This window comes from Loktanella sp. IMCC34160, from assembly GCF_004145845.1.
In the GTDB taxonomy this organism is placed as follows: domain Bacteria; phylum Pseudomonadota; class Alphaproteobacteria; order Rhodobacterales; family Rhodobacteraceae; genus SELP01.
In genome coordinates this window covers 62,813-77,620 of sequence record NZ_SELP01000001.1, presented here as the reverse complement: position 1 = coordinate 77,620, position 14,808 = coordinate 62,813, and the positions used below count along the sequence as shown (strand labels likewise).

The window sequence follows — 14,808 nt, the reverse complement described above, 5'->3', positions numbered from 1 at the left end:
AGACCAAACCCCGGTCCAGAGGACCTCCTAAGGCTACACACGCCTCGCAGAACTTGTCCAAGCACAAGAACTGGCAAATCAATAGATAGCGGCGGCCCGCAACTGATCCCGCTTCACATCAAGACCGGGGTCGCCATACTTCTCTTCGGTCAGCCGGTGGCCGAAGAGTTCCCGCCTGATCCGGTCATCGACCCTGGCCGCGATCATGCGTTCCTGAAACGAGTGCCTGAGACTGTAAAGGGAATGGGCCGGGGTTTCGCGTAGCCCGTTCTCGGTCAGATACTTGTTGATCGTGTTCGAGACGTTCCCGCTCTTGTGGTAGCGCTCAAACCCGTTGGGGAACTCCCGGAAGATTTCGAGGCTTACACCAAGAAGCGGGATCTTCCGTTTGGCCTGCTTGGTCTTCAATGTGCGCCCAACCGGTTCAATCGAAATATAGGGGATGTTGACGTCGAGGCGGATCTGCGCCGATGTCAGGCAAGCACCTTCGGAGGGCCGGTAGCCTGTGTTGATCATCCCGATGACCAGCCCGCGGGCGTCCGGGTTCAACCCGGCCAGCGCGTCAGGCGCCAGCAGTTTCTCCTTGATCCAATCTGTCGAAAAGGCCGGACGCTCCGGCCGATCCTCGCGGTTCCGAATGTTCCAGCCGCGCACAGGAAGCGCGATACCGAGACGCTTGCCCTGGTTCACTGTCTCCATGATATCGCCGAAGTAAACAAAATCCTTGTTCGCGGTCCCCGCGGTGACTTCGCCAGACCGCACGCGGTCAAGCCACCATTCCTTCCAGTCGAGCATGTCGTCGGCGGAGATATGGTCGATCCGAATATCGCCGACGGCCTTAATGAAGTTTGCCACCGCCTTCTTTCGCGGGTTCTCCCATCGCCGGATCTGGTCCGTATTCTTTCCAAGGGTTCGGTCGGCCGCCAGATCCCAAAAAGCTTTGAGCGCGCGTGACACGGTTATCTCTGGGGCACGGGCGGTGCCAAGGGTGCCCTTCGAAATTTCGATAGATGGCTTCCCGTTCGGCCCGATGGTCGCCAGCACGCGGTCAATGATCTCGTCGATTGGTAGCTCCGCCACCTCCTTGACTGGCATAAACCGGAAGCCCTTCGATCTCGCGATCTCCTTCGCCGCTTTGTAGCTTTCCTCTGCGTCGTTACTCCGGCCTCGCAGCCGCAACTCCCAACTTTCAATCAAGCCGGACCAGGCCCCGGCGGCCCGCGTTTCAGCTTCCCGTCTGCTATCGGTGTGAAGGGATATGCAGACCTTCTCGCGTGAATCTACTTCGGCGTATCGCGTTGGAACGCGCCGCAGCAGGTGGAACGTCTTGCTCTTTCCGCGCTGAATCAGGGTCATACGACCGGCATACATTCAAGCAAAGCCGTGGCGCAAGACGGCAAATGGGTCGCAAAATGGGTTGCAAAATGGGTCGCAACTTTAAGGAATCCCCTAAAAATAACGCGTTTTCTCAAGTTTTTGGGGATATCTGGCGGACTGGGGAGGATTCGAACCCCCGACCCCTTGATTCGTAGTCAAGTACTCTATCCAACTGAGCTACCAGTCCGCAGTAGAGTGAGCGCGATGTAGCCCTATGGGTCGGCCAATGCAAGGGGGCTTGGCAAGAAATTTCGGACAGACCTTAACCGGCCATCCCGGCCTTGGGCAGGCAAATGGCAAAGACGGTTCCGGTCTCGTCGGTGCGCCCCAGTTCCAGCCGTCCACCGTGCCCCCGGACCAGCTCTGCCGCGATCACAAGGCCCAGCCCGGCGCCGCCTTTCCGGGTGCCACCCTGAAAGGCCTGGAACAGGTGTTCGCGGGCCTTGGGCGGCAGACCGGGCCCGGTATCGGCCACAGTGATCCACCAATGGTCTTCGTCTTCATGGGCGTGGACGCTGATTTCGCCGCTCTCCCCGGTCGCGACGATGGCCTGCCGCGCGTTGCGGACAAGGTTGCCGATGACGCGGTAGAGCTGTTCGGCATCCGCCCTGACAATCAGATCGGCGGGAATGTCTTCCGAGAAAGACAAGTCATGGTCACCCGCTGCAAGCCGTTCGCTGTCGATCACCTCGGCCACCACCTCGGCCAGACGGATCCTCTCAAGGCGGGGCGGCGGTTCCTTGGCGCCGCCAAAGGCAAGGGTGCTTTCACACAGATGGACCGCGCGAGTGATGGAATTCACCAGCTTGGGTGCCATGCGTTTGACGATGGGGTCTTCCGATGCCTCGATCCGGTCGGTGAACAACTGGGCCGAGGTCAGGATATTGCGCAGATCATGGCTTACCTTCGCAACGCCTTCGCCAAGCTGGGCCAGCCGTTCGCGCTGCTTTAGCGCGGCGGCAAGCTGGGTCTGCAAGTCGTGCAGCGCCATTTCGGCCTCATACAGTTCGGTGACACCCGCACTGGGTTCGATTATCCGCCGGGCGTCTTCCGGGGCCTGCGCGAAGGATTGCATGTGCCGCACCACGCCCTTGATCGGTTTCACCAGCAACATCTGCACCGCAAAGAACAGCAGACTGGCGGTCATCACAGAAATCACCGCCGACAGGGCTAGGATGTTCAGCCCATAATCGATCATCGCCGCGCGCAGCGGCCCCTGCTCCATGGTGACCTCGATCAGCAACCCGCCATCCTGAACCGGGTTGCCGATTACCCGGATGATCGGGTTTCCGGGGTTGAACAGGGTGTTCATCGCGTCGCGGATCAGCATCCAGCCGGGCGTGCCCCGCATGTCGAAGGTCGCCTCGATCGGGGCCGGGATGGGGGACGACAGGGCAAGTTGCCGAACCTCGTTGCGGCGCAAGACAACGTTGAAGACCCCCGCATTCTTGAGAAGTTCGGCCTCAAGCTCGGGCGTGATCATGTCGTCCGCTTCCAGCGAGAGCGAGGCGATCTGCGCCCGTTCCAACCGGTTCATAAGATAGTCCTGCCGGAACCGCGCGATGGAAGGCACGAAGATCATCACTTCGGCCAGCATCACGAAGATGACCGTCAAGACAAGGAACCGACCGGACAGGGTTCTGAACATCTCACCTCCGCGAAGGGACCTAGGGCAGCCAGCGCTGCACGAACCCTACCACTCGTTTTACCATGGGGCTGTCAAACAGCCTTGGACTAAAATAGGCACCTGCGGCACGTTTGTTAATCTCGCCCATGGTCGGATAGGGAAGAACCGTTCCGGCAATGGCCGACATTTTCAGATTGTTGGCAAGGGCCATGGCCCAGAGGCCGATCAATTCACCCGCACCCGCCCCGACGATCGAGGCACCAACGGGCCGCCCCTTGACCACCATGACCTTGATCAGCCCCGTAGTCTGGCCAGTCGCAATGGCCCGGTCGTTATGGTGGAACTCAAACCGGGCGACCTCGGCACGGTCACCGTATTTGGCCTGTGCCTCGGCCTCGGTCAGGCCGACCTGCGCCAGTTCGGGGTCGGTATAGGTTGCCCAGGGGATGTGACTTACCTTGGCCTTTGACGACAGGCCGAACAGCATCGACCGGATGATGACCCCCGCGTGATAGCCCGCCACATGGGTAAATTGCAGCCCGCCGGCCACATCGCCAATCGCATAAACGCGGCGGTTCGAGCGGGACCGAAGACCCGCATCCACGTCGATCCCGCGCCGGTCATGGGCCACCTGCCCCGCGCCAAGGTTCAGCTTGTCGATGTTGACCTTGCGGCCCACCGCCATCAGCAGGTGCGATCCGGTGAAATCGCCCTTGGTCGTGTGAACCGTAACACCACCCTCGGCGCTGACCTTTTCGGCCTGTGCCCCTTCGACAATCTCGATCCCGTCGGCGCGCATCCGGTCCAGCACAATCGCGGCCAGCTCCGGGTCGTCCTTGCCCAGCGCCTTGGCCCCTTCGATGACCGTGACCTTGCACCCCAGCCGCCGGTGCGCCTGCGCCATTTCCATCCCGATCGGCCCGCCCCCTATGATCAGCAGGTGATCGGGCTTTTCGCGCAGGTCAAAGATGGTTTCGTTGGTGTGAACCGTGACATCGTCCAGCCCGGGAATCGGCGGCACGAAGGGCGACGACCCTGTCGCAATCACGAACCGGCGGGCGGTGATGATCGTGTCGCCCGCCTGCACCTCGCGCGGGCTGATGAACTGCCCGTAGTCGCGGATGACGGTGCAGCCCAGCCCTTCGAACCGTTCCTGACTGTCGACGGGGGCGATTGTGTCGATCACGCTGGCAACATGGTCCTTCGCCTCGGCATAGCCCAAGCCCATTTTGCCGGCCGCCAGGAGCGCCTTTGACGGAACACAGCCATAGTTCAGGCAGTCGCCCCCCATCTTGTGCCCTTCGATCAGCACAACCGAGGCTCCCATTTGCACCGCGCCCGCCGCAACCGAAAGCCCACCCGATCCGGCCCCGATCACACAGATATCTGTCTTGATCCGATTCATTTCCGGGCTCCTTTCCGGGCCGACACGGCCTTGATCACAATGGGCAGGGCCGCCAGCAGGCACAGGCCAAGAATGGGCAACAGGATATGGGGTTCGAATATGATCCCAAGGTTCGGGGTCTCGCCCCGTGCGAAGACTTCGCCAAGTCCCGCACCGACGCTGGTATAGACGACCGCACCGGGAATGATCCCAAGGAAGGTGGACACGACAAAGCGGTAAAGCGGCACCTCAAGGAAGGCCGGCACAAGATTCGCGACAAAGAAGGGCACCGCCGGGACCAGTCGGATCAGGAACAGCATCGACCACTGGTTTTCGTCGATCCCGTCCTTGATTCGCTTCACCGCGCCATCGGACCCTTCCAGTTTCGCGCCCAGCCGGTCGCCCAATCCCCAACGCGCCGCAAGAAAGATCAGCACCGCGCCGATCGTGGCCCCGGTGACGTTGAAAAATGCGCCGGGGAAGGTCGCGAACAGGAACCCGCCGGTCAGCGTGGCGATGGTCGCCCCGGGAAGCGAGAAGGCCACGATGACGACATAGGCGGCGATGAACGCCAGAACCGTCAGGGCATAATTGGCGTCCCGAAAGGCGATCAACGCCTCGCGGTTGTCGCGCAGCGCTTCAAAGCTCAGGTAATCGCGCAGGTAGATTGCCCCGAAGACCGCAGCGGCAACGATGGCGATCAGCGGCAAGCGCCGCAGCAAGGGATGTTGGGTGGGCTCGGTCGGGTCTGTCATCTCGGCCATGTTCTGTCCTACGCGTTGTTTGATAGGGCCCTAGATGACCGCCAAGGTCCAGCACGGGAAGCCTCCTCACCATTCGGTGATAGGTGGTGAACGGCTGTTTCAGGAATTGCGGGTCGTCTCCCCATTCCTGTAACAATCGGCGCGGGTGGAATCGGCAAATGTTGCAGGATTTCCCCGTCGCCCATGTTGACAGCCTGCCGGTGCCGCCTTATTGGCAGGGCTTCGAATGCCCCGGGCCTCGAATCTGATTGGTTTGGCCCCAACGATGAATACGGAGAGACGCGATGAAGCGCACGTTCCAGCCCTCGAACCGGGTTCGCAAGAACCGCCACGGTTTCCGCGCCCGCATGGCCACCAAGGCCGGCCGGAAGATCCTGAACGCCCGTCGCGCCCGCGGCCGGAAATCGCTGAGCGCGTAATGCCGCTTGGCGCGGGGTCAGACATGACACCGCAGGATGTGGAAAAGACCGAAACCGCCGGGGCCTCGCCCGCGGCGGTTTTGCTTCGTCCCCAGGTCATGAAGAAACGGGCGGATTTCCTGCGCGCGGCACAGGCGCTGCGACAGGGCACGCCGTCGTTCCACCTTCAGGCCTGTGACCGCAAGGACGATGCACCCACCGTCCGTATCGGGTTCACCTGTTCCAAGAAGGTCGGCAATGCCGTCGCGCGTAACCGGGCCAAACGGCGGCTGCGCGAAATTGCCCGGCTGGTTCTTCCGGCGCACGCCCGTCCCGGCTGGGACTATGTGCTGGTCGGCCGCCGCGACGTGACCGCAACCTATGACTTTGCCCAGATGCAGGATGATTTGATCCGCGCCTTGATAAAGGTGCACGGATGAGCCCCCTTGCCTGGACCCTGTCACTGCCGGTGAAATTCTACCGGATGGTGTTTTCGCCCTGGGTCGGGCACGGCTGCCGGTATCAGCCGACCTGTTCGGCCTATGCGCTGGAGGCGCTGGAAAAGCACGGCGGCATCAAAGGGGGCTATCTTGCCGCCCGCCGCATCCTGCGCTGCCATCCGCTGGGCGGGTCCGGCATCGACAATGTGCCAGACTGATTTCTATGTGGATTGAGGCGCAGACAGGCTAGACGCGGTCGGTTTTCCCTGTTCGGGTGCGGGCAACCACGAACGGGAGGAATACATGAAAGTTGGTTTTATCGGGCTGGGCAACGTCGGCGGCAAACTGTCCGGCAGCCTGCTGCGCAACGGGATGGACCTGACGGTGCACGATCTGGACGCCGAAAAGGTCGCCAGTTTCGTTGCCCGCGGCGCGAAATCGGCAGATAGCCCGGCCGAGCTGATGCGGGTCTGCGACGCGGTCATCACCTGCTTGCCCTCGCCCGCCGCATCCGACGCCGTCGTCACCCAGATGCTGCCCGAGGTCGGCCCCGGCAAGATCTGGATGGAAATGTCCACCACCGACGCCAGCGAGATTCAGCGCCTTGCAAAAGAGGTCGAGGCGCGCGGCGGCACGGCGGTCGAATGCCCCGTATCGGGCGGGTGCCACCGGGCGGACACCGGCAATATCTCGATCTTCTGTGGCGCCCCGCGCGACACCTTCGAGCGGATCCTGCCCTTCCTTACAGTCATGGGCCGCCGCGTCCTGCACACCGGCGATCTCGGCACCGCCTCGATCCTGAAGGTGATGACGAACTACCTTGCCACCGCGAACCTTCTGACCCTGTGCGAGGCGCTGGTGACAATGAAGGCGGCAGGCCTCGACATGGCGACCACCTACGAGGCGATCAAGATCAGCTCTGGCACCTCTTTCGTCCATGAAACCGAAAGCCAGCTGATCCTGTCGGGATCGCGCGACGTGAATTTCACCATGGACCTTGTTCAGAAGGACATCGGCCTCTTCCAGAAGATCGCCGACGATCACAACGTGCCCCTGGAAATCTCGCCACTGATGATCGAGATCATGAGCGACGGGCAGAAACGTTATGGCACCCGCGCGCAATCGGACAAGATCGTCGAGCGGCTGGAAGAAGCGACCGGGCTAAAGGTTCTGGCCGATGGGTTCCCGATGGAACTGATCGACGACGAACCGGAAGAGCCGGGCTACGAGGTGGTTCCCCCCGGCCGCTAGTGCTTCTCGAACATGATGCTGACATCTCCGATGACCACGCCGAACCGCTCCACATAGGCGCGGTTGAACAACCGGTCATCGGAGAGCAGCCACATCCAATCGTCGAAATCGACGCGCATGGTATCGACGGTTCCATCGGCAGAGGGGATCGGCAGGTCAATCGTATAGACCCAGTTGAACCGGTTCCCGTCTTCCACGCCCGATGCGGTGCCGATAACGCCCGGCGCGGTTCCTTGCCAGGTGTCTTCCCCGGTCTTCGTCAGGGTCCAGACCCTTTGCTCGGTCGCCCCGTCTTCATAGACGAAATCCTCGACCAGCCGCAGGCGCTCGCCGTCCCAGTCCCCTTCGATCTCGACAACGAAAGATCGGCGCACGGTCCCAAGGACATCCTGAAACTGGCCGTAGGCTGTGATCCGACCGTCAAAGAATTCTTCCAGGTTCAGCTTCCGATCGGTCAGGGCGGGATCGTCTAGATCCGGCTTTCCCGTGCAGGCAGCAAGGAACAAAAGGCAGGCAAGAAGGATGCGCATCAGAAACTCCTGTTTGGTTCTGATACGCGACCGATTCCGCTTCGGACCAATCAGGGCAGAAGCACAAGGTTCCCCTCGGACCCCATCGCACGTCCGGGGATCAGCTTGCGGTCGATATCGCCCCGCAGGGTGAACAAGACATCGCGCAGGAAATCCGGGTCATAGAAATAGAACGTGTGCGGCGCGCTTTTCACGCCGCCAAAGTTCGCCTTGCGCGCATCATACCAATTGCCGACGTTCACGTTCACGGCCTTGCGCGGCACATTCGCCGGTGCCCCGACCCGACCGGCGCGGGGCGCAACGCCGACCCGTTTGACGTTGGACAGGCTCAGGACATCGTCAAAGGGATTGAAGTAGTTCGTCAGCCGCACGCAATGCCGGTAGAGCGACGACGATTTCGCGTTTCCGTCCTCCAGCGACCCGGCCGAAATATCCGCCCCGCACAGGATGACCTGGCTGACCGACCAGCTGTGCGCCGCAACGCCGGGGCGGTCGTCCGCGTCGTCGAAGGCCTCGCGGACAACATAGCTGCCCATGGAATGCGCCATCAGATGCACATTGATCCGGCAGTCTGGCCGCTGGATCGCGGCAAAGGCGGCAATGCCTTCGTCCACCAGCCGGATCGCCGTCATCTTGGCGTCGGTCCGGTCCTCCAGATAATTCAGCGCGGTAGAGGCGCAGGGCCAGTCAAAGCTGATCACCGCTCCCTCATAGCCCTGCGCCTCCAGCCCGGCGCGCAGGTTGCGGTGCCGTTCCATCATCACGTCCTGCGGCGTGTTGAAACCGTGCACATAGATCAGCACATCCCCGACCGGGCCATTGTCCTGCGGGCCGTGGCGGGCAATCTGCTGCACCTCCTTGAACCACGTCGACTTGGCGATCTTATGGGCCGGATCGGGCGATTTGCCGGCCGGAACCTTCAGGAAATGGGTGGCGCCCGGTTCGTCCCCGAACGCCCCGTTCTTGATACTGCGCACACAGAAAACATAGTCCATCGGTCGGTCCCCCCATTTTGGTCCCAGAATGCCGGTTCCCGCCCAAACCGCCTAGTCAGGTATTCCGGCCCCTGCCGCCGCCCCTTGCCGGAACGCCCCAACTGCACTAATCCCGCGCCATGCTTGACGATCTTGATGACATCCATCCGCTGTTTCACGGGGCTCCGAAATCGACGGAGTTCAAGAAGCTGCGCAAACGGATCGTCCAGAACGTGCGCGAGGCGATCGACCAATACGGGATGATCGAACGGGATGCGCGTTGGCTCGTCTGCCTGTCGGGGGGCAAGGACAGCTATACGCTTCTGGCCATCCTCAATGAACTCAAGTGGCGCGGCCTGTTGCCGGTGGACCTGCTGGCCTGCAACCTCGATCAGGGTCAACCGGGGTTTCCGTCGACCGTGTTGCCGGAGTTCCTTGAAAAGATGGGCGTCCCGCACCGGATCGAATATCAGGACACCTATTCCATCGTTGTCGACAAGGTGCCGCAAGGGCGCACCTATTGCGCGCTGTGTTCCCGGCTGCGGCGCGGGAACCTGTACCGGATCGCACGGGAAGAGGGCTGTTCGGCGGTGGTTCTGGGCCATCACCGCGACGATATCCTTGAAACCTTCTTCATGAACCTGTTCCACGGATCGCGCCTTGCGACGATGCCGCCGAAGCTTGTGAACGAGGAAGGCGACCTCTTCGTCTATCGCCCGCTGGCCCATGTGGCCGAGGCCGATTGCGAGAAGTTCGCCAAGGCGATGAACTATCCGATCATCCCCTGCGACCTGTGTGGATCGCAGGACGGGCTGCAACGGCAACAGGTAAAGGCGATTCTTGACGGCTGGGAAAAGAACGCCCCCGGACGGCGGCAAAAGATGTTCCGCGCCTTGATGAACACGCGGCCATCGCACCTGCTCGACCCGGCGATCTTCGACTTCAAGGCGTTGACGATTTCTGACCGGAAAACGGAAAATTCTAACGAAATTCCGCTGTTACGTTAACAGACCCCTCAGGTTTCGGCCCCTAGGGTTCGGGTATTCAGGACCGACCCCAAGAAGGCCGAGAGATGGCAATAACTGCTCAGAACCTGCTCACCCCGCTTCGAACCCTGCGTCGTCCCCATCTGCTTGCGCTGCTTCCGCTGACCTTGCTGGCGGCCTTTCTGTCGGCAGGGACGACAGGTGTGATCGCCGCGGCGGTCATCGTGCCAGTTCTACTGGCGGTGGCGGTCCCCTCCGACCTCGCGCTTTCAAGCGGGGCCATTGACCGGGTTACCGGGCTGGCCCAGCGCGAAGCGATTATTGAACGGCTGGAATGCGGGTTGGCCCGTTCGGCAAAGAATGGGCATGTGACAGGGGCCCTCGTCTTTGAAATCGATCGGTTCAAGCTGCTGGAAGAACGTCATGACCGGGCCGCCATCGAACAGATCCTCAAACAAACGGCAGAGCGTGTGACCCTTGTGCTGCGGGATACGGACCTTGCCGCGCGGCTTGAAGGTCCGACGTTTGCCATTGCGCTATGCCCTGTCCGGCGCCTCGACCTCGAAGTGGCGATCCAGCTTTCCGCGCGGGTGCAACAGGCCATCGCAGAACCAATCGCCATTGACGGGGCGAATGTCTATGTGACGGCCTCGATCGGATTTAGCCTTGCGTCCCGCCTGTCGAGTCCAACCCCGGAAAACCTGCTGCAAAGTGCCACCAGCGCCCTGATCGAGGCGCAGCGCTATGCCCCCGGCGCGATCCGCAGCTTTTCAGAGGCGATGCAAAGCCGGATCAGCAGCCGCAATGAATTGACCGACCACGTCGCCACCGCGATGGAGCGGGGCGAAATTCGGGCCTATTTCCAGCCGCAGGTCTCGTCGCGGACCGGTGCGATCACCGGCTTCGAAACCCTTGCCCGCTGGCAACATCCGGGCCGCGGGTTGATCCCACCGGTGGAATTCCTTCCGGCGCTGCAGCAGGCGGGCCTGATGGATAAGCTGGGCGAGATCATGGTCCATGATGCCCTGACCGCGCTGCGCCGCTGGGACGAGGCCGGGTTCAACATTCCCCGCGTCGGCGTCAATTTCTCGAACGAGGAGCTGCGCAACCCCCGCCTTGTCGACCGGATCGCCTGGGAGTTGGATCGGTTCAACCTTCAGGCTGAACGGCTGGCTGTCGAGGTTCTGGAAACCGTTGTGGCCAACCACGCCGAAGACATCGTCGTGCGCAACCTGAAATCCCTGTCACGCCTTGGTTGCAGCCTCGATCTTGACGATTTCGGCACCGGACATGCCTCCATCACCTCGATCCGAAATTTCTCGATCGAGCGGATCAAGATCGACCGGTCATTCGTGACCAATATCGACGCCGACCCCGAACAACAGAAAATGGTGTCCGCGATCCTGACCATGGCCGACCGACTCGGCCTTGATACCCTCGCCGAAGGGGTCGAAACCCCTGAAGAACAGGCGATGCTGGCCAAACTCGGCTGCGGTCACCTGCAAGGGTTCGGCGTCGCCCGTCCGCTTCCCCCGGAAGAGGTCGACGCCTGGATCACCCGCTATTGCGCGGTGCAGTCCGGGGCGATTCCCTTCCGTCGCAAGGCGATCTGATTTCGCCGCGACGGCCTGCGGCGCAGACCGTCGGGACAGGCGCCGGGCACCCGTCGGGCGACCAATCGCCGCCGCCGGGGCATTTGCCCCCGATTTCCCTGAAAACCGCTTGACCTTTGGGGTTTCGGCCTGTTGAACCGGCCTGACCTATCCATACCTCATGGCGGCTTTGATGGACGATCAGAACAAGAACCTCATCCTCGCAACCGGACTCAGCTTCCTCGTGATCCTTGTCTGGTTCTGGCTTTTCCCGCCGGAAACCCCGGTCACCCCGACCGAAGAGGATGTGGCCACCGCCACGATCGCCCCCGGTGCCGGCGATGCCCTGACGCCGACAGCCACGGGCGGCACCGACACGGCGGCCACGGCCCCCGGTGCCGAAGCTACCGCGGATGCCGAGGCCGAGATTGCCCGCATCGCCATCGAGACCCCGGAACTGACCGGGTCGATCTCGCTTCTCGGTGGCCGGATCGACGACGTCTACCTGTCGCAATACCGCGAAACACTGGACCCGGAGTCGGAAACGGTTCGCCTGCTGAAGCCGGTTGGCGAGAACGACGCCTATTACACCTCCTTCGGCTGGGCCGCGGTTGACGGTGTTGAAGGCAGCGCCGTTCCGACCCCCGACACGGTTTGGACGGTGGAAAGTGGCGACACGCTGACCCCGGACAGCCCGGTGACGCTCGTCTGGGACAACGGCGCCGGCCAGATCTTCCGCCAGACCTACGAAATCGACGACCAGTTCATGTTCACCATCACGCAGGACGTGGAGAACGCAGGCGGCGCCGCTGTTAGCGTGCGCCCCTACGGCCTGATCCGGCGGGTGACCCGGCCCGACGACCTGACCGGCGTCTTCGTCGTGCACGAAGGCCTTGTGCGCCTGTCCGACGGGACGCTGGATGTCCAGAAATACAACGCCATCGAGGATTATTCCGAAGTCAACGGAAGCCAGATGGAGCGGATCGAGGTCACCGAAGATGGCTGGATCGGCTATACCGACCACTACTGGCTGACCACGCTGATCCCGGCGCAAGGCACGCCGTTCCAATCCAACTCTCGCTATTTCGAGGGCCGGGAACTGTTCCAGGCAGAGGCCGTCATGCCGGTCGAGGCGGTTGAGGCTGGCGCATCTGCATCCGTTGCGACCCGCTTGTTCGTGGGCGCCAAGGAATGGGAAACCATCCGCCACTACCAAAGCGAAGAAGGCGTGCGTGGCTTCATCGACGCCATCGACTGGGGTTGGTTCTTCTTCTTGACGAAACCCATCTTCGCCGTGTTGCACTGGCTGCACGGGCTGATCGGCAACATGGGTTGGGCGATCATGGCGCTGACCCTTGTGCTGAAGATCATCGTGCTGCCGCTGGCCTATAAATCCTATGTTTCCATGGCGCGGATGAAGGAACTTCAGCCCGAGATGGAGAAGCTGAAGGAACGCGCTGGCGAAGACCGGCAGGCCATGCAGCAAGGGATGATGAAACTGTATAAGGACAACAAGGTGAACCCGGCTTCGGGCTGCCTGCCGATCCTGATCCAGATCCCGATCTTCTTCTCGCTTTACAAGGTGATCTTCAACACTATCGAGATCCGACAGGCCGCATGGGTGGGCTGGATCAAGGACCTGTCCGCCCCCGACCCGTCCACCATTTTCAACCTGTTCGGCATCCTGCCCCATAGTGTCCCGAACCTTGGGTTCCTCGAAATCTTCAGCCTCGGCATCCTGCCGATCCTGCTGGGTATTTCGATGTGGCTTCAGCAAAAGCTGAACCCGGCGCCCACCGATCCGACGCAGAAGATGATCTTCGCCTGGATGCCCTGGGTCTTCATGTTCATGCTGGGCAGCTTTGCCAGCGGGCTGGTCCTGTACTGGATCACCAACAACGTGATCACCTTCATTCAGCAGTACACGATCATGCGCAGCCACGGGCACCGGCCCGACGTCTTTGGCAACATCATCGCAAGCTTCCGCCGCAAGCCGGCGCAGGCTGCGGCGAACAGCACCAAGAAGCCGGGCGACAAGTGATGGCGGCTGTCGCCGCGCTGTGGCGGCACCCGATCAAAAGCCACGGGCGCGAGCCCCTGACCGGCGTCACCCTGACCGCCGGTCAGGCCTTGCCCTGGGACCGGACCTGGGCCGTGACCCATGACGCCACGCGCGACGACCCCGAAAGCGGCTGGATCTCCTGTCAGAATTTTATGATCGGAACCCGGACGCCGGGTCTGGCCGGGATCAACGCCCGGTTGGACGAAGCCACCGGGCAGATCACGCTGACCCATCAGGATCTTGGCAGCCTTACTTTTGATCCCGACGCGCCCGACGCCAGCAGCACCCTTACCGCGTGGACAGCGCCGCTGTGTCCCGCTGACCGGGCCCGCCCGGTTGCCATTGTCCGCACCAAGGGTGGCCGCGGCTGGACCGATACCGATTTCCCCTCGGTCACGATCATGAACCGGGCCTCGCACCGCGCCGTGTCGCAGCGACTGGGCCGCCCGATCGAGGAAGAGCGCTGGCGCGGCAACATCTGGGTCGACGGGCTTGCCCCATGGGAAGAGCGGGAGTGGATCGGGAAAAGCATCCGGATCGGCGCTGCGGCCCTGACCATCCGCGAAGAGGTGGTGCGCTGCCTGCACACCGCCGCGAACCCCGTGACGGGCAAGCGCGATACCGATACGCTGGGCACATTGGAAGACGGCTGGGGCCACCGGAATTTCGGGGTCTATGCCGAGGTCACCACGGGTGGCGACATCCGGGTTGGCGACCCGCTGGAGGTTCTTTGACCATGCAACTCCCCTTTCCCGAGGTGGAAACACCAAGCGATGCCGCACTGGAAACCGGGCGCAAGCTGTTCGCCGGGCCCTGCGATTTCCTGAAAGGTGTCGTGGCGATGTCCGGGATGCCCCCGGCCGACCGGATCGAGTTCTGCTTTGCCGGGCGGTCGAACGTCGGGAAATCTTCGCTGATCAACGCGCTGACCGGGCGCAAGGGGCTGGCACGGGCGTCGAACACGCCCGGGCGCACGCAAGAGATCAACTTTTTCGGGCTGGGCGACGAACGGTACCTGGTGGACCTTCCCGGCTATGGCTTTGCCAATGCGCCGGTGGCCGTTGTCGAAAAATGGCAGCGCCTGCTGAAATCCTACCTGTCGGGCCGTCCGACCCTGCGCCGCGCCTTTGTCCTGATCGACGCACGGCACGGGGTAAAACCCGTCGATGAAGAGATCATGAGCCTGCTGGACAAATCCGCCGTGGCCTTTCAGGCGGTGCTGACCAAGACCGACAAGGTCCGTAAATCGGAATTGGATGCCAGCCTGACCAAGACCCGTGCAGCCCTGAACCGCCACCCCGCCGCCTTTCCCGAAATCGTCCTGACGAGTTCGGAAAAAGGCGATGGGATCGAGACGCTTCGCGCTATCATCGCCGCGCTGGACTAGCGCAGGAACAAGGACAAGACGCCCGTGAGGACGCAG

General features: G+C 62.1%; 15 protein-coding genes and 1 tRNA gene. 9 read left to right on the top strand and 7 right to left on the bottom strand.

Annotated elements, in window-relative coordinates; all coding sequences use genetic code 11:
* Window positions 1-78: 78 nt before the first annotated feature.
* The 5 genes from EU803_RS00460 to EU803_RS00440 all read right to left on the bottom strand — a co-directional run bounded on the left by EU803_RS00460 (window position 79) and on the right by EU803_RS00440 (window position 5,143).
* On the bottom strand, window positions 79-1,356 hold the full coding sequence (locus EU803_RS00460; protein WP_129678888.1) for a DUF6538 domain-containing protein: 1,278 nt from the start codon (window positions 1,354-1,356) through the stop codon (window positions 79-81).
* 131 nt (window positions 1,357-1,487) lie between these two features.
* A tRNA-Arg gene (locus tag EU803_RS00455) sits at window positions 1,488-1,564 on the bottom strand.
* 75 nt (window positions 1,565-1,639) lie between these two features.
* Window positions 1,640-3,025, bottom strand: coding sequence for a HAMP domain-containing sensor histidine kinase (locus tag EU803_RS00450; RefSeq protein ID WP_129678887.1), 1,386 nt, complete (start codon window positions 3,023-3,025; stop codon window positions 1,640-1,642).
* A 19-nt stretch (window positions 3,026-3,044) separates the two neighbouring features.
* Window positions 3,045-4,409, bottom strand: a complete 1,365-nt coding sequence (locus EU803_RS00445; protein ID WP_129678886.1) for an FAD-dependent oxidoreductase — start codon at window positions 4,407-4,409, stop codon at window positions 3,045-3,047.
* Window positions 4,406-5,143, bottom strand: a complete 738-nt coding sequence (locus EU803_RS00440; protein ID WP_129680105.1) for a TVP38/TMEM64 family protein — start codon at window positions 5,141-5,143, stop codon at window positions 4,406-4,408. The genes EU803_RS00445 and EU803_RS00440 overlap by 4 nt, the downstream gene beginning before the upstream one ends.
* Window positions 5,144-5,436: 293 nt before the next feature.
* Here EU803_RS00440 and rpmH point away from each other — a divergent pair, with 293 nt between their 5' ends.
* The 4 genes from rpmH to EU803_RS00420 all read left to right on the top strand — a co-directional run bounded on the left by rpmH (window position 5,437) and on the right by EU803_RS00420 (window position 7,241).
* Window positions 5,437-5,571, top strand: coding sequence for a 50S ribosomal protein L34 (rpmH, locus tag EU803_RS00435; RefSeq protein ID WP_026757035.1), 135 nt, complete (start codon window positions 5,437-5,439; stop codon window positions 5,569-5,571).
* Between the two features lie 98 nt (window positions 5,572-5,669).
* Entirely contained in the window at window positions 5,670-5,990 is a 321-nt protein-coding gene (gene rnpA / locus EU803_RS00430; protein ID WP_242494270.1) for a ribonuclease P protein component, read from the top strand.
* On the top strand, window positions 5,987-6,208 hold the full coding sequence (gene yidD, locus EU803_RS00425) for a membrane protein insertion efficiency factor YidD (protein WP_129678884.1): 222 nt from the start codon (window positions 5,987-5,989) through the stop codon (window positions 6,206-6,208). The genes rnpA and yidD overlap by 4 nt, the downstream gene beginning before the upstream one ends.
* An 85-nt stretch (window positions 6,209-6,293) precedes the next feature.
* Window positions 6,294-7,241 (top strand): NAD(P)-dependent oxidoreductase, encoded by a 948-nt coding sequence (locus EU803_RS00420; protein WP_129678883.1) that lies wholly within the window; start codon window positions 6,294-6,296, stop codon window positions 7,239-7,241.
* Here EU803_RS00420 and EU803_RS00415 read toward each other — a convergent pair.
* The gene (locus EU803_RS00415; RefSeq protein WP_129678882.1) at window positions 7,238-7,771 is read right to left on the bottom strand and encodes a DUF3833 family protein; all 534 of its coding nucleotides are present in this window, start codon (window positions 7,769-7,771) and stop codon (window positions 7,238-7,240) included. The genes EU803_RS00420 and EU803_RS00415 overlap by 4 nt on opposite strands.
* A 50-nt stretch (window positions 7,772-7,821) precedes the next feature.
* Window positions 7,822-8,766: an alpha/beta hydrolase gene (locus tag EU803_RS00410; RefSeq protein WP_129678881.1), complete on the bottom strand. Its 945-nt coding sequence runs from the start codon at window positions 8,764-8,766 to the stop codon at window positions 7,822-7,824.
* A gap of 119 nt (window positions 8,767-8,885) precedes the next feature.
* Between EU803_RS00410 and ttcA the strand changes: the two genes are divergently transcribed.
* The 5 genes from ttcA to yihA all read left to right on the top strand — a co-directional run bounded on the left by ttcA (window position 8,886) and on the right by yihA (window position 14,772).
* On the top strand, window positions 8,886-9,752 hold the full coding sequence (gene ttcA / locus EU803_RS00405) for a tRNA 2-thiocytidine(32) synthetase TtcA (RefSeq protein ID WP_129678880.1): 867 nt from the start codon (window positions 8,886-8,888) through the stop codon (window positions 9,750-9,752).
* A gap of 65 nt (window positions 9,753-9,817) precedes the next feature.
* Window positions 9,818-11,344, top strand: coding sequence for a bifunctional diguanylate cyclase/phosphodiesterase (locus tag EU803_RS00400; protein WP_129678879.1), 1,527 nt, complete (start codon window positions 9,818-9,820; stop codon window positions 11,342-11,344).
* A 172-nt stretch (window positions 11,345-11,516) separates the two neighbouring features.
* Entirely contained in the window at window positions 11,517-13,364 is a 1,848-nt protein-coding gene (gene yidC / locus EU803_RS00395; protein WP_129678878.1) for a membrane protein insertase YidC, read from the top strand.
* Window positions 13,364-14,119, top strand: a complete 756-nt coding sequence (locus EU803_RS00390) for an MOSC domain-containing protein (protein ID WP_129678877.1) — start codon at window positions 13,364-13,366, stop codon at window positions 14,117-14,119. The genes yidC and EU803_RS00390 overlap by 1 nt, the downstream gene beginning before the upstream one ends.
* Window positions 14,120-14,121: 2 nt before the next feature.
* Window positions 14,122-14,772 (top strand): ribosome biogenesis GTP-binding protein YihA/YsxC, encoded by a 651-nt coding sequence (gene yihA / locus EU803_RS00385; protein ID WP_129678876.1) that lies wholly within the window; start codon window positions 14,122-14,124, stop codon window positions 14,770-14,772.
* The last annotated feature ends 36 nt before the right edge of the window (window positions 14,773-14,808 follow it).

What these genes read in the sequence shown, in the direction of transcription:
- EU803_RS00460 (WP_129678888.1), bottom strand. Translation starts at nt 1,356, where the DNA reads ATGACCCTGATTCAGCGCGGAAAGAGCAAGACGTTCCACCTGCTGCGG.
- EU803_RS00450 (WP_129678887.1), bottom strand. Translation starts at nt 3,025, where the DNA reads ATGTTCAGAACCCTGTCCGGTCGGTTCCTTGTCTTGACGGTCATCTTC.
- EU803_RS00445 (WP_129678886.1), bottom strand. Translation starts at nt 4,409, where the DNA reads ATGAATCGGATCAAGACAGATATCTGTGTGATCGGGGCCGGATCGGGT.
- EU803_RS00440 (WP_129680105.1), bottom strand. Translation starts at nt 5,143, where the DNA reads ATGACAGACCCGACCGAGCCCACCCAACATCCCTTGCTGCGGCGCTTG.
- rpmH (WP_026757035.1), top strand. Translation starts at nt 5,437, where the DNA reads ATGAAGCGCACGTTCCAGCCCTCGAACCGGGTTCGCAAGAACCGCCAC.
- rnpA (WP_242494270.1), top strand. Translation starts at nt 5,670, where the DNA reads ATGAAGAAACGGGCGGATTTCCTGCGCGCGGCACAGGCGCTGCGACAG.
- yidD (WP_129678884.1), top strand. Translation starts at nt 5,987, where the DNA reads ATGAGCCCCCTTGCCTGGACCCTGTCACTGCCGGTGAAATTCTACCGG.
- EU803_RS00420 (WP_129678883.1), top strand. Translation starts at nt 6,294, where the DNA reads ATGAAAGTTGGTTTTATCGGGCTGGGCAACGTCGGCGGCAAACTGTCC.
- EU803_RS00415 (WP_129678882.1), bottom strand. Translation starts at nt 7,771, where the DNA reads ATGCGCATCCTTCTTGCCTGCCTTTTGTTCCTTGCTGCCTGCACGGGA.
- EU803_RS00410 (WP_129678881.1), bottom strand. Translation starts at nt 8,766, where the DNA reads ATGGACTATGTTTTCTGTGTGCGCAGTATCAAGAACGGGGCGTTCGGG.
- ttcA (WP_129678880.1), top strand. Translation starts at nt 8,886, where the DNA reads ATGCTTGACGATCTTGATGACATCCATCCGCTGTTTCACGGGGCTCCG.
- EU803_RS00400 (WP_129678879.1), top strand. Translation starts at nt 9,818, where the DNA reads ATGGCAATAACTGCTCAGAACCTGCTCACCCCGCTTCGAACCCTGCGT.
- yidC (WP_129678878.1), top strand. Translation starts at nt 11,517, where the DNA reads ATGGACGATCAGAACAAGAACCTCATCCTCGCAACCGGACTCAGCTTC.
- EU803_RS00390 (WP_129678877.1), top strand. Translation starts at nt 13,364, where the DNA reads ATGGCGGCTGTCGCCGCGCTGTGGCGGCACCCGATCAAAAGCCACGGG.
- yihA (WP_129678876.1), top strand. Translation starts at nt 14,122, where the DNA reads ATGCAACTCCCCTTTCCCGAGGTGGAAACACCAAGCGATGCCGCACTG.